The organism is Pseudoalteromonas rubra (assembly GCF_004212645.1).
Lineage (GTDB): Bacteria > Pseudomonadota > Gammaproteobacteria > Enterobacterales > Alteromonadaceae > Pseudoalteromonas > Pseudoalteromonas rubra_G.
In genome coordinates this window covers 1-12,684 of sequence record NZ_PPUZ01000143.1, presented here as the reverse complement: position 1 = coordinate 12,684, position 12,684 = coordinate 1, and the positions used below count along the sequence as shown (strand labels likewise).

Annotated in this window: 13 protein-coding genes and 1 pseudogene; 10 read left to right on the top strand and 4 right to left on the bottom strand. The window is 50.1% G+C overall.

The window, feature by feature from the left end; all coding sequences use genetic code 11:
- Window positions 1-253: 253 nt before the first annotated feature.
- Window positions 254-1,543, bottom strand: coding sequence for a peroxidase, FMP-type (locus C3B51_RS22955; protein ID WP_130246520.1), 1,290 nt, complete (start codon window positions 1,541-1,543; stop codon window positions 254-256).
- 350 nt (window positions 1,544-1,893) lie between these two features.
- On the bottom strand, window positions 1,894-3,153 hold the full coding sequence (locus tag C3B51_RS22950; RefSeq protein WP_130246519.1) for a phosphatidylserine decarboxylase: 1,260 nt from the start codon (window positions 3,151-3,153) through the stop codon (window positions 1,894-1,896).
- A 242-nt stretch (window positions 3,154-3,395) separates the two neighbouring features.
- Here C3B51_RS22950 and C3B51_RS22945 point away from each other — a divergent pair, with 242 nt between their 5' ends.
- Window positions 3,396-3,566, top strand: a complete 171-nt coding sequence (locus C3B51_RS22945) for a DUF6435 family protein (protein ID WP_125717670.1) — start codon at window positions 3,396-3,398, stop codon at window positions 3,564-3,566.
- Between the two features lie 77 nt (window positions 3,567-3,643).
- Here the strand turns inward: C3B51_RS22945 and C3B51_RS22940 are convergent, their stop codons facing one another.
- Window positions 3,644-4,987 carry a dicarboxylate/amino acid:cation symporter gene (locus C3B51_RS22940; protein ID WP_130246518.1) on the bottom strand — a complete coding sequence of 448 codons (1,344 nt, stop codon included), beginning with the start codon at window positions 4,985-4,987 and terminating at the stop codon, window positions 3,644-3,646.
- Window positions 4,988-5,162: 175 nt separating this feature from the next.
- Between C3B51_RS22940 and C3B51_RS22935 the strand changes: the two genes are divergently transcribed.
- The 9 genes from C3B51_RS22935 to C3B51_RS22895 all read left to right on the top strand — a co-directional run bounded on the left by C3B51_RS22935 (window position 5,163) and on the right by C3B51_RS22895 (window position 12,473).
- A complete protein-coding gene (locus C3B51_RS22935) occupies window positions 5,163-5,633 on the top strand; it encodes a GNAT family N-acetyltransferase (RefSeq protein WP_130246517.1) in 471 nt (156 codons plus the stop codon).
- A 141-nt stretch (window positions 5,634-5,774) separates the two neighbouring features.
- Window positions 5,775-6,527: an ABC transporter permease gene (locus C3B51_RS22930; RefSeq protein WP_046006953.1), complete on the top strand. Its 753-nt coding sequence runs from the start codon at window positions 5,775-5,777 to the stop codon at window positions 6,525-6,527.
- A complete protein-coding gene (locus C3B51_RS22925) occupies window positions 6,527-7,225 on the top strand; it encodes an ATP-binding cassette domain-containing protein (protein WP_130246516.1) in 699 nt (232 codons plus the stop codon). Before C3B51_RS22930 ends, C3B51_RS22925 begins: the two co-directional genes overlap by 1 nt.
- Window positions 7,197-8,234 (top strand): MlaD family protein, encoded by a 1,038-nt coding sequence (locus tag C3B51_RS22920; protein WP_130246515.1) that lies wholly within the window; start codon window positions 7,197-7,199, stop codon window positions 8,232-8,234. Before C3B51_RS22925 ends, C3B51_RS22920 begins: the two co-directional genes overlap by 29 nt.
- Window positions 8,227-9,027, top strand: a complete 801-nt coding sequence (locus C3B51_RS22915; protein WP_130246514.1) for a hypothetical protein — start codon at window positions 8,227-8,229, stop codon at window positions 9,025-9,027. Before C3B51_RS22920 ends, C3B51_RS22915 begins: the two co-directional genes overlap by 8 nt.
- Window positions 9,028-9,203: 176 nt before the next feature.
- On the top strand, window positions 9,204-9,839 hold the full coding sequence (locus C3B51_RS22910) for a glycoside hydrolase family 19 protein (RefSeq protein ID WP_130246513.1): 636 nt from the start codon (window positions 9,204-9,206) through the stop codon (window positions 9,837-9,839).
- 2 nt (window positions 9,840-9,841) lie between these two features.
- Window positions 9,842-10,672, top strand: a complete 831-nt coding sequence (locus C3B51_RS22905; protein WP_165389230.1) for a lamin tail domain-containing protein — start codon at window positions 9,842-9,844, stop codon at window positions 10,670-10,672.
- 18 nt (window positions 10,673-10,690) lie between these two features.
- Window positions 10,691-11,689 (top strand): hypothetical protein, encoded by a 999-nt coding sequence (locus C3B51_RS22900; RefSeq protein ID WP_130246511.1) that lies wholly within the window; start codon window positions 10,691-10,693, stop codon window positions 11,687-11,689.
- A gap of 127 nt (window positions 11,690-11,816) precedes the next feature.
- Window positions 11,817-12,473, top strand: coding sequence for a hypothetical protein (locus tag C3B51_RS22895; protein WP_130246510.1), 657 nt, complete (start codon window positions 11,817-11,819; stop codon window positions 12,471-12,473).
- 13 nt (window positions 12,474-12,486) lie between these two features.
- Here C3B51_RS22895 and C3B51_RS23835 read toward each other — a convergent pair.
- Window positions 12,487-12,684 (bottom strand): annotated as a pseudogene (locus C3B51_RS23835) (hypothetical protein); the annotation flags it as partial.

Here is a 12,684-nt window from a genome sequence, read left to right as displayed (position 1 = left end):
CTAGGCAAAAATTTTGCTATTTAGTTGCTCTAAATAAGAAATTTTTAACACCGTTAGCGTTATGTTTGCTCCGTCAAATTGAACAGGTATTAAGTGAAATTGGTATAAAGCATTGCTGTTGTAACCTTCCAGCTTCAAAGTGGTTCAGGGTTTAGCTTGTACAAAGCGTAGAAGCGTTACACGAGAGTGCGTATGACAAGGGCGATGACTGCAAGCCTTTGCTCCGCCAGTCATCGCATCAAGCCTGGCAGGCTTATTTTACTTTATGGTTCATGTGGTGAACCTTAGCTTTAGGCGTTTTGACAGGCGTGTCGGCTTCTTCAGGCAATTTAATAGGGGTGTATCGGTCTTCTTCTGCAATGTCCTCAATGCGGCGCAAAGTATTGACCTGAATGTGAGGCCATTGGGTGGTTTCGCCACTAGCACCGAACATAAATTCAAAATCTACGATTTGCTCATATTGCAACTGATCTATCTCTTTGCCATTTTCGAGTTCAACTCGCTCCAGCCACATGCGATGGCGCATGCGAACCACACGGCAGTAGCGCTCAATCATAACATTATTAACGGTGGCACCCTGCACCCCGGTATCATGCTGGCTGTCTAATTCGATCAGATCATAGCTTTTGAAATTTAATCTCTCATTGAACTGTGACAGTAACAGATTTGGCTGAACAGTGTAGGGGAACTTGGCGCCATCCTCATCATAATTAAAGATATTCAAAAAATAGGCTCGGGCACTGTTTACCCCACGGTGCGCCTCGGGCTGGCCAGGGTAGTCTCTTTGTTCCTCCCGTGGCAGATTTGTCCAGAATGGCTTTTCCAGGCTGCCCGGGATCAGGTCACGTTCTGGATCTATACCCATGGTAGGAGAGATAGACAGGTAGGGCTGCTCCCAAAGTTTTGCAATCTCAGGTTTTTCAGGGGCATCTGGTGTCTCTTTTTTGTCAAAATGCGTCACGTTGCCTGTCAGGTGAATCGTGGTGCCATGGGGGATCACGCCGGAGCGTGAGATAGAGTGTGGCGGGACAAACTGCGGGCCTAGTTCGCCAGGGCCAATCACCGGCACACCACCATCTTCATCGACGGTTTCCTGGGTTGAAGGGCGGGAGAACATGGTACGTGGGTTTTGGTATTTACCGTCCTCTTGCCACGGCATCGTGTTGTCGCCCAGCCACAAGTACATGCCGTTCTCGAAGTGTTGAAGATCGCCTTTGTTATCAATGATAGCGGTTTCATACTTAACCGGGCCATTAAACTGCTCGTTTGAGCCCGCACGATTGCGAACCGGCGCGTTCACTTTCGTGAAGGTTAGCTGCTCGCGGTATTGCTGCGATTTAAAATGGAAAACCCCGAACACAGTTTCTGAAGAAGTCCCGGGAGAGGGCATGGGTGTAGTATGCAAGCCTTTGGGGCCGCCTTTCCAGTTTACCCAGGTGCCGTGAAGTTTATCGAGTATGCCAAATTGTGGCACTGTGGGTTCGTTATCCTTAACTAATTCAGGGTAAGGGCGAATGGAAGAGGGTTGTGATTTGCTTGTCATTGCATGGTCCTTATCGTGTAACGGTTGCTTGCTTACAGCGTTTTTCGTCCAAAGTGGCGCGCTGTTGGCATACCTGTTTGTAAACAAAGCGCACACGACCCCTTGCAGAAAAACTGCCAGATGCCCGTGTGGCAAGGGTATAAAGAAAGATTGGACCAAACCGATGGATTAAACCATTACGGGCTATTACAAGGAGTAAGCGACAAAGTTGTTTAAACTACCCAAAACCTTGCTTCCCGCACGATATAAGGGTACACGACTTATCTAACCTATATGCGTGCACAGCAAGCCACTTTGCTGCATGTACGCAAAAAAGTGGCATTATCACGGACACTTTTACCGCCAGTTTGTTACCACTTTAATGGTGGTAAGGCTTTGCCCAGGCAAGCCCGGACCTTCATTTGAGTTGGAGTATTTGGCCCGCTAACGGGCTGCCCATCCACTTGAAACTGATACTCTCTGCCTGGTTCAAACGCCAGCACGATAGATGAGCCGCCGTAGCCAAAGTGGCCCATATACTCACCTCGCTCAATTTGAGCGCCTGTTTCAACGGCATTCACTATGCTGCCAACTCCCCAAAAACCAATGGCAACCATGGCCACTAGCCCCAGATCGGGTGTTTTAATTACCCAGACATACCGCTGATGCTTACCGAACTTTTGATACCAGCCAACCTGGTCGCTGCTTTTTGGCGGTAACGGGTCGTATGGGTGCCTTGGATTAAAATTATCAAAGTCGTAATTGTATGACCCTTCATAAAGGCCCTGATCTATCACGGTGCCAGATACGGGGGCATGAAAATGATGGTAGTCGGTAAACCAGAGTAAAATATCGAGTAAAGGCCCACCGACAAAGCACCGGCCATAGCCCGGAATGGCTTCTGTCAGGTTAAAGTAGTCGCCGGATTTGCCGGGCAGCAGATAGCGGTTACTGGCTTGGCTTTCGTTTACCTCATAACCCCCTTTGTCCAGAAAAAACACTCCGCCATCACAAGGAGACACAATCACTCCTTCATCATTGGCACAATGACACAAAGGGCGCTCACCGGGTTTCAGGTTACGCAGAAAAAACTGATTAAAAGACTGAAATCCGCCTTCCGGGCTGTGTGGATCCGGGCGTTGATAATCTTCAATACTGAACGGGTGTGCATCGGTGCCTTTGTATTGCATCCAGGCGCTCAGGGTGTTTGTGGATGACGTGCTGTTGATCCAGTAACCGTGAAAGTTTAAAAATTGTCTGAACCAGCCTCTGAAATAGCCATCGTTGGCCAGCTTTAAACCGGATTCGGTATTAACCAAGTAGTCCCAGTACTCTATGTACAACCCCGGCTTTTCTGGGGTTGGCGTATAAGTTAACCACTTAGAAAAGAAACTTTGTAAAGTATAGCCCGGCTCGCGGTATAAATAGGGCTGCCAGAAGGTGGCTAACTCTTCGCGTCTTGCAATATGGGTCTCTGAACATACTTCGGCGAGTGCTTCAAGATACCACAGCAGGTTGAGCTGATTTTCCAGAAAAACGCCATCCAGCCCCAAAATATGCAGCTCTGCCATCGCGCTTTTTTCATCCCAGCTAATGGGGTCAGGTAATGGAATAGTTGAAATATCAGTCATGTTGTTGGTCCTTTAGACTCAAAGCTAGTGAACAGGGCTAGCCAGTTTAAACGGGCAATCGAGGTTGTAATGAAGAGGGTATAGGCAAAGGCTCAATTTTCGGCAATTACAGCGGATTACACCTAACTAAACGGTTGGGGACAGAGTATGTATTCGTAACGCTGATTGCCTTTGGGCGAGTTGATCCCAGGCGGCTTACGCTACGTTTAATCCTGCACATTTGCATTTTGGAATTTCAATCTATGTTTCAGTTCTTAAAACGTGATCCGGTCAAAAAGCTGCGCAAAGCCTACGATGCTAAGCTTGAAGAGGCGATGCATGCGCAGCGAAACGGTGATATTCGGGGCTATGCGATGCTCACATCGGAGGCTGAAGCACTCTGGCAACAAATTGAGCAGTTGGAGCGTAAGTAGTATTTGGCATTGTATGAATGTAAGGCCGCGCTTAAACCTGAGCGTGGCCTTAGCTTATTGAAGGAATAAAGCAGCACCTAACTGGTTGCCACTTCATGCTCACTTATCTGAGTGTGCTCAGTCAGCGCCAGTTCGTCTTTTAACCAGTGGTTCATCACCACACAGGCTGTCAGATCGCCACTGACGTTAATGACGGTACGGCACATATCCAGGATCCGGTCGACTCCCAGGATCAGGGCGATGCCGGTTGCCGGAATACCAAAGCTGGCCAACACCGATGCCAGGATCACTATCCCCACGCCGGGCGTGCTGGGTGAACCGATTGATGCACCAACTGTGGTGAGGATCAGCAGTACAACCTGATTCATCGACAAGTCAACGCCAAACACCTGAGTAAGAAAAATAGCGGCCACAACTTGGTAAAGAGCGGTGCCATCCATGTTGATGGTTGCGCCCAGGGGGATGATGAACTGAACAATGGGTTTTTTCACTCCAAGTTGTTCCTGCGCGGTACGCATAGACAGCGGCATCACAGCCGCTGAGCTGGAGGTAGAAAAGGCTAACAGCTGAGCGCTGCGGATCGCTCGTAAAAAGTTCAGTGGATGCAGTTTACCAACCATGGAGGCCACCAGGGTATAGATAAGTAATAGGCTGGCCAGACCCAGCAGCACAGTTGCAACGTACGCCGAGACACCGATCAGGGCATCCACGCCAATGCGAATGGTGATGTCACATAGCAGACCAAACACGGCGAGGGGAGCCAGCAACATGGCCCAGTTTACAATCTGCAAAGAAACAGACTGGATCCCATCCATAAAATCAACCAGCAATGCTTTACGACGCTCGGCTAACGTTGTCAGGGCCATACCTATAAAACTGGCGTATATAACGATAGCAAACATGTCTTTATCAAGCGTGGATTGCGTAGGGTTGGCTGGAATGATGGCTGCAACTTTATCGGGAATGGAGGTTTGGGCTGCCTGCGTTGCTACAACCTGAACGGGTTGATCCGCAATGGCATTGAACAGGGCACTGTCCACATAATTACCTGGCTCTATCAGGTAGGCCACAGCCAGACCAAGAATAACCGCGACAAACGTGGTGGTGACAAAATAAGGTAAGATACGGATCCCGACTTTTTTCAAAAACCCGGTGTCTTTGTTACCAGCAATCCCCAGAATAATGGAGGAAAGCACCAAAGGGATCACCACCATCTGGATCAGCGCGAGAAAAACCTGGCCGGGCAGGGCAACCCATTGGGCAATGTCCATGGCAGCTTGCTTGCTGACCAAAGCTGCCCCCTGAGGAGAGAGCAGTAAGCCCACGGTGATGCCTAATACCAGGGCAATTACAATTTGTAGCCAGAGGCGCTTTTTTTGCAGTAAACTGGCGGGTTCTTGGATCGACTGGGTGTCTGTCATAAGTGGTCCCTGACTAAGTAGCACGATTAGAGTTAATATCCTAGCAGAATAAAACCAGTTGACATTGACTGGCATCAAAACATCCACCCACAATGATTCGTCGTTGTTACACCGCAAATAGCGCGAGTGTCAGTCCGCGAAAGATTATCACCCGAACCGTTAAAAAAGGATTAAGATGAATATTCAACCCTATCAGGCACAGTGGGCCACAGACATTGCCGACTTGTTTCATGCCGCGGTGCATGCCATTGACGATGAAATATATGGAAGCGCGCAAAAAGCCGTTTGGGCGCCCAGCCCACCGGACTATGCGTTTTGGTCGCAGCGGTTGGCTGAAAAACAACCCTGGGTGGCACTGAGTAACGACCAGGTGGTCGGGTTTATTGAACTGGACCCTGACGGGCACATTGATTGTACTTACGTACACCCTGATTTTCAGGGTATCGGTGTGGCTGGCGCGCTGTACGACAAGGTTGAAAAGCAGGCAATCAAGCAAGGGTTGTCGCGTCTGTATGTAGAAGCCTCAATTCCCGCCCGACACTTTTTTGCGGCGCGCGGCTTCAGCCTGGTAAAACGCAACCAAATTGAGCGACAAGGCGTTACGCTGGTGAATTTTTCTATGGAAAAACACTTGTCACTCACCTGACTAAAACCGAACCGCTTGGTTCACCAAGTAATCACGATTTGTTCACTGTATTAAAGCAAATTACTGCTACGCTTAAAGTTAACTGAATCAATAAGGGCCTCGCAATGCTGTGTCTGTTGTATCAAGCAATAGGGAGCAGTCATGATTAATTACGGATTTTTACCTTTTTCAGCGTATGTGGTTTCGGACTTTTTGGTGTTCCATCGTAACCGCTCTATCAGTCTGGAGATCTTACTTCGTCAGATCCGCTTCACCGGTGTGGAAGCTTTGGGTTTGGTCATGTTAATTGCCCTGTTGATCGGGGCGCTGATCATAGTGCAGGGCTATCCGCTGTTATCCTCCATTGGACAGGTTAAGTGGATTTACGCGATTTTAATTTCCACCATTGTCCGAGATCTCGGCCCGTTTATTGTTTGTTTTGTGGTGCTCGCTCGCTCAGGTACCGCCATTACCACAGAGCTTGGCAACATGGTGGTACGTAAGGAAATAGACGCTTTAATCGCCATGGGCGTGTCACCCATCTCCTATCTAGTTGCGCCGCGGGTGCTGGGCATGGTGGCCTCACTGATCCTGTTGATGAGTTACTTTGTGGCTTGCGGTATTTTTGGTGGTTATCTGGTAAGCAACGCCTTTGCCTCCATTCCTGTCAGCACCTTTTTTGCTAAGCTGATGGCGCAGTTACACTGGCTTGATATGGTGATTATGCTGGCCAAAGTCGCGTTTTCTGGTCTGATGATCAGCCTGATAGCCAGCTATCATGGGTTGACCGTAAAAAGTGCAATCACTGAAGTGCCACAACGTAACATCAAGGCGGTGGGTCGGGGGCTGATAGCCCTGTGTGTGATCCATGTGCTGTTTACCCTGCTGTATTTTGCACTGATGGGTGATTGGTAATGAAGATCACGCTCAAAGACATCAGCCACAGTGTGGCGAAGCAACCCATTCTGGCCAATATCAATGTGACCGTTGAGTCCGGTCAGTGTTTGCTGATCACCGGGCGCTCGGGCAGCGGTAAATCTGTGTTATTCAGCATTATTTGTGACATTACCCGGCCACAGCAGGGCAGTGTGCTGATCGACGACGTTGATATTACGGCAATGACGGCGTTGCAATATGCTCGTTTTCGCCGCGATCTCGGTGTGATCTTCCAGGTTTCTGCCTTAATCTCTAACCTGACGCTCGAAGAAAACCTGCTGTTGCCGTTAAACCGCCATCATAGCCGCCTGAGCCAGGAGGAAAAGCAGCACAAGGTGCGGGAAATTTGCCAGCAGTTTGGGCTCACTCAATATCTGGATCAGCGTACCGACCGTTTGTCGTCGGGGCTGGCGTCACTGGCCGGGCTTGCCCGGGCCTTACTCATGGAGCCTAAAGCCCTGATCTGGGATGCGCCCATGGCCCAGGTTGACCGAGCCTGGTGTCGACATGAACTGGAGTTACTCAGGCAACTCAAAGAAAAAGGCACCACCTTAGTGTTGTGCTCAAATCGTCAGGAGCTCATTACCAGCCTGGCGGATCAGCAATTACATTTGGGCTTACCGGATGAACTAACGTTGGGGAGTGAGCATGCAGCACAAGCCCAAAAATGCCAATAGAATTGTGATTGCGTTTAGCCTCACCGGCATATTCCTGCTGGCCGCGTTTTGTATCATGATCCTGGTGAACAACCACACGTTTGCAGACAAGGTGTACTACAAAACAGTGCTGGATAATGCACGTGGGTTAAGTGCTTTGCCTGCAGTGTATTTTAAAGGCATGGAGATAGGCCGGATTGACAGTTACCAGCTTAATTTACAGAGTAATGAAATCGACGTTGAGTTTTGGGTGTTTCATGAATACAGCAGAAAAGTGGTTAAATATGCACTGTTAACCGGTGAGCAGCACCCCATATTTGATGAGGTGACAACCTTAGATTTGATTTTGCCAGAGGCGGACAAAGTCGGACCGTTTGAGGCCCTACCTGCCGGGGCGCTGGTGCCACACATTAACAGCGCACTTGGCCAGCAGTATCTGGCAGCTGGTTATGTTTCTCGCGCAAAAGACGATGTAGAGTCTATTCTGACCAGCATTCAGGATTTACTTCAGAACCTGCAAAAAGAGAACAACCCAGAAGCCGGATCCTTGTTCAGGGCGCTCGACAGAGTGGCCAAGATCAGTGACCACATCATGATTGTCAGCGAAGAGTTGCGTGAAAGCGAATTGCTCCCACAGGCCGAAAAAACGCTCAAGCAAAGTCAGGTGTGGCTTGCCCAGATGCCGCAGTTGCTGAACCAGCTTAACCAGACCCTGCTTAAAACCGACAGCATGCTCACCCAGGCGCAAACCACTTTGACGACCTATGGTCAGCCCACTGAGCTGGTGAAAGAGATTACCGACAGTCAGCTTCCTCTGGTGCTGCATAACCTCAATGCTAACCTGACTGTAATGCAGCAAATGCTCAAAGATGTGCACGGCGAGCGGGAGCAGTTTGTCCTAACGGTGCACAGTGTGCAGCAAGTATTGCAGCAGATGGAAAAAACCCTGGAGGCGCTCAACAATCACCCGGTATTCAGAGATGGGATCAGTGCCCCCATCGAGAACGAAGGGATAGAAATGCATGATTAGGGCAAGCATGCTGGCAGTGTTGTGGACGCTGTGGCTATCAGGCTGCTCGTCTGCCCCGGAGCGAGACTATCAGGTTACGACTTATCAGCGTCAGGCGGCGGCCTGGCTTGCTCAGGGCGATCGTAAACGCCAACAGGGTGCTTACCAGCAAGCACTGGCTTACTACGGTAATGCTTATCGCTATGCCAGCAAAAGACACGACGCAGAGCAAATGGGGCTGGCACGGCTCAAGCAGGCGGCGGTGTATATCAGGCAAGGGCAGCTTGAACGCGCCGAACAGCGCATTACGCAGGCTGAGGTGTTTGCGCGATTCGAGCAGACTGAGCTTGCGTCCGCTATCGACTTTGTACGCAGCAAGCTGGCCTTTGCACGTGGTGATCAGGGGCAGGCGTTAGCGCTGGTGGCCAAACTACAAACCCAGTTTAGCGAGCAGACAGAAAAACACATTTATTATCGCTGGGTAGGGTGGCAGTATGCACCGGCAACGCTCGATTGGGTTCAGGCTGAGCTGGATATTGCGCAGCTGGCCAAACTTAAAGCAGATAAATCATTGAACAACATAGAAATTCAATCTTTTGTGCTCTATCACAATGTATTGTGGCGTACAGCAAGCGGGCAAAGTGGCGTGGAGCGGGCGCTGGATGCCGCTATCAGGCACTTTGCGTCTCTGGAGCTGAGCAACTGGCTGGTCGCGTGCTTTAAGCTGGCCGCACAATATTACGATGCAGCAGGGGAGGCGGAGCGGGCGCAATATTATCAGGCGCGCCTGACTGAGTTGAGCGGCGACGATTAAACCCGGCGACTGCGCTGTGCTTGTTGGTTTTATCCTTTATACACAGCATTATTTTTAAAGCCTGCGGCTTTGGCACATCATAGATCCCCCCGCGAATCTGCATTTGATTGTCCGAGTATCTGCATTAAGGGTTGGGCAGACTGATGGTCATTAAAACAGACCACAGGACGACCAATATGCAACTTGAACAACGCCTTATCCAGGAAATCATGCCCCATGCCCGTATCGATAACATACGTTATTATCTGAGCGCACTCAATTCGGTGTTGAGCGAGTACGAAATAACAACACCGCTGCGGGTAGCACATTTTCTGGCGCAAATCGGCCATGAAAGCGGCAGTCTCAGATATGCGCAGGAAAACCTCAATTATTCAGCCGTGGCATTAAGCTCGGTGTTCGGCAAGTACTTTCCCACGTCGGCGATGGCATCGGACTATGCACGCAAGCCAGAGAAAATTGCTAACCGGGTGTATGCCGACCGTATGGGCAATGGCGACGAAGCGTCTGGTGATGGCTGGCGTTATCGTGGCCGAGGGCTGATACAGTTGACGGGAAAGCACAATTACCAGCAGTGTGGGGAAGCCATAGGGCAGGATCTGCTGAGTCAGCCCGAGCTGGTGTGTAGCGACCCGGACGTAGCAGTCAGATCGGCCTGCTTTTACTGGCAAAGCCGTAAGCTCAATACGCTGGCCGATCAGGACGAGCTGGTCACCATTACCCGTAAAATTAATGGCGGGCTCCATGGCCTGGAGGATAGAGCGGCGTTTTTGAATCGTGCTAAACAATTTATGTCCATAGACAGGGGAGTATGAGTATGGATGCGATCAGCAAAATGTCATTGATAGAACTGAGTCGTCACTTTGCCTATTTGCAAAATAGTGAACTTTGCTGGCAAAGGCTGGAACATCTTATCTTGCAGCAATGCAAAGACAATTTTGTGCAGGCAACACAAAGTGGCCAGGAAGTCGATGCCATGTCGGTGTGGTGGCAAACCTGCTTCGAGCTGTTATCGCCACATCAAATCCAGATCTGTCATGTGAACTATCGGGACGAATATCTGGAGTTATTCAATCGTGGGCCAGCGATCATTGATTTACATGGTTGGAAATTGTGCGCAGGTGATCGGGGTCAGTCGCTGGTTTTTCCTCGTCGCACCTTGATATATCCCAAAGAGAAACTGACCATAGCAACCAGCGGGCACAGTTCAGCGCCCAACTTTGCCAGTACCCGGCCTATTTGGAACAACGAGGGAGACTGCGCAACTCTGCTCGATCCTACTTGGGCAGAGATCTCCTGCTGGAAATATGGCACAGCGGCACACTCTGAGGTGGCGATCAGTCAGGTTTATTACATCAGAGCAAAGCAAAAGGATCACTGCGATGAATATATCGAAATTGCCAATCTGGGCTCCGCCTGGATTGATCTGAGTGGCTGGTGTATCCAGGGCGATAAGTCTCAGCATTTTGAATTTCACTCTGGTGCTGTGTTGCGGCCTCAGGGCATGGTTCGTGTCTATACGAATGTGCATAGTCCGCAAACTGGTGGCTTCAGCTTTAACAGTAACCAGGCATTGTGGCCACAGGAGGGCGGTCAAGCCCGTTTGCTTGATTACCGCAACCGGCAAGTCAGCGAGTTTAACTGGTAAATCACGGAGGGCGTAGCAATGACAAAACAAGCCACCGAAGGTGCTGGCGCTTGCAAAGAACTCACCATGCGGCTGAGCGCCTGGACGCAACTGATAGAAGAGTGTCATGCCATGATGGCCTTTGCGTTTCGTAAAGGATTGCAGGTGCCCGAAGGTACGGTGGTGATGTTGCACCAGCTTGAATGGACAGATAAAAATGCCGCTGGCGCACGGGATCTAGCCCGAGTTCACAATCGCCTGGCTGAACTGGTGTCGCCTGCCAAGCCCGAGACCATCTGGCTGATGGCAGAGGAAAGTCATAAGGGATCCTGGCTGTTGTTTTTGGGGCGGGTAAAGCTCATTCGAAAGATGATGTTGGTGGCGATTACCTCGTTAATTGCGTTGATTGCGCTGAGCCTGTCGAGCTATATCAATAACGAAAACATGGTTGCCAGCATGTTTGATATGGAAGGGACCAGGCTGCTATATGTACAGGCTATTTTGCTGGCCGCAGCGGCTATCGGCGCCTCTTTTTCGGCGTTATTTAAAGCCAATGCTTATGTGACAGCCGGCTGCTACGACCCTAAGTATGAAAGCTCTTACTGGGTACGCTTTGTGGTTGGTCTGATAGCGGGGATCATACTTACCCAGCTTATTCCCATCGACTTGCAAGCGGTAGCCGATGCCACGGCGGCACAAAACCCTGGTAGCGAAGTCAGTCAGGCAGCGCTGAGGATCACCATGGCGCTGGTTGGCGGGTTTTCGGCAAACCTGGTGTATAAAATCCTCGACAGAGTAGTGGAAACCGTACAGTCCTTTATTGCTCCGCCCGCAAGCCCGGCCCCCGAGAATAATCTGCAAGCTCAGGCTATGCACACACGTATGCAATCACTTGAGCAGCTTAACTCTGTCAGCCTGGCGGTGATGGCTATCCAGCAAAAGCTGGCAAGCGACCCGAGCGTCACAGCCGAGCAAATGCAGTCGATGCTCAGTGAGCTGGTCTGCGCTTTGAATTCACATCGGTACACGGAACAGTAAATTCAACGGCATGTGTATATTAAGTGCGTAGATTTACGGCAAAAAACCGCGCAAATCACCCGATAAGTCCGTGCTGCAAACACCTATTCTGAGCGTAATTAAGTGTACAAACTACGGAGCAGATAACATGAGTACATTGATTTTTCGTTTATGTGAAGCCGCCGATGGTAGCCGGTTTGGGTGTTTGTCAGACAGACCTGAGGTGCCCGAGTTGTTTGATTTGGGCTATGCGCTGGCCAATCCAAATCGCTATTGCACCATACCCACCCAGCCACAGCACAGCTGGGTAGACGAGTATAGTGTAGAAGGCGAGGATTTTGCGCCGCTGACGGAGCTGGAGGAAATCCCCCGGGAGGTCAAAAACGCGTTTAATACGCTCATGTCTGAGCTAATCAGCGGGGTAGACGTGATGTTTTGCAGTTATGCACTGGGCAACACGCAGGGATTGCCTGTGTGTGATGAGGTCATGGACAGCCATCGCGCAACCGACTTTGTGCTTTTTCCTCAGGCTATTTGTCAGGCCCACATGCCTGAGATACCGGCCTATCTGGTTTGTTATAGTGTGCCAAGAGATAAGCCAGATGATCCGGCTTTGCAACAGCATCGCATCTACTGTCAGCCAGGCAGCTTTGCTTTTGCCCAGGCCTTTAGCGCTATTATTGAGCAACGTGGCAAGGCTGGGCTGAAGCCTCAAGGCGCCTCCCCAACAGATAAACGCACAGCACAACAGGCCCTAAATCGCTTCACGGACTGCTTACGCGCGTATCATCCCGCACATCAGTAAATAACCTGCTTATTCACCGGCCCATCAGCGCCGTCCAATGCTGAACCGGGTACACACAGCCCGCACCCGGTTCGGCACCTTTCCTTGTTATACCAATTTGCTTAATTAAGTGTTCTATTTTGAGGCGAGAAAATATGTTCGATAACCAGGCAAAAATTTTGCTATTTAGTTGTTCTAAATGAGAAATTTTTAACACAGTTAGCGTCATATT

What these genes read in the sequence shown, in the direction of transcription:
- C3B51_RS22955 (WP_130246520.1), bottom strand. Translation starts at nt 1,543, where the DNA reads ATGACAAGCAAATCACAACCCTCTTCCATTCGCCCTTACCCTGAATTA.
- C3B51_RS22950 (WP_130246519.1), bottom strand. Translation starts at nt 3,153, where the DNA reads ATGACTGATATTTCAACTATTCCATTACCTGACCCCATTAGCTGGGAT.
- C3B51_RS22945 (WP_125717670.1), top strand. Translation starts at nt 3,396, where the DNA reads ATGTTTCAGTTCTTAAAACGTGATCCGGTCAAAAAGCTGCGCAAAGCC.
- C3B51_RS22940 (WP_130246518.1), bottom strand. Translation starts at nt 4,987, where the DNA reads ATGACAGACACCCAGTCGATCCAAGAACCCGCCAGTTTACTGCAAAAA.
- C3B51_RS22935 (WP_130246517.1), top strand. Translation starts at nt 5,163, where the DNA reads ATGAATATTCAACCCTATCAGGCACAGTGGGCCACAGACATTGCCGAC.
- C3B51_RS22930 (WP_046006953.1), top strand. Translation starts at nt 5,775, where the DNA reads ATGATTAATTACGGATTTTTACCTTTTTCAGCGTATGTGGTTTCGGAC.
- C3B51_RS22925 (WP_130246516.1), top strand. Translation starts at nt 6,527, where the DNA reads ATGAAGATCACGCTCAAAGACATCAGCCACAGTGTGGCGAAGCAACCC.
- C3B51_RS22920 (WP_130246515.1), top strand. Translation starts at nt 7,197, where the DNA reads ATGCAGCACAAGCCCAAAAATGCCAATAGAATTGTGATTGCGTTTAGC.
- C3B51_RS22915 (WP_130246514.1), top strand. Translation starts at nt 8,227, where the DNA reads ATGATTAGGGCAAGCATGCTGGCAGTGTTGTGGACGCTGTGGCTATCA.
- C3B51_RS22910 (WP_130246513.1), top strand. Translation starts at nt 9,204, where the DNA reads ATGCAACTTGAACAACGCCTTATCCAGGAAATCATGCCCCATGCCCGT.
- C3B51_RS22905 (WP_165389230.1), top strand. Translation starts at nt 9,842, where the DNA reads ATGGATGCGATCAGCAAAATGTCATTGATAGAACTGAGTCGTCACTTT.
- C3B51_RS22900 (WP_130246511.1), top strand. Translation starts at nt 10,691, where the DNA reads ATGACAAAACAAGCCACCGAAGGTGCTGGCGCTTGCAAAGAACTCACC.
- C3B51_RS22895 (WP_130246510.1), top strand. Translation starts at nt 11,817, where the DNA reads ATGAGTACATTGATTTTTCGTTTATGTGAAGCCGCCGATGGTAGCCGG.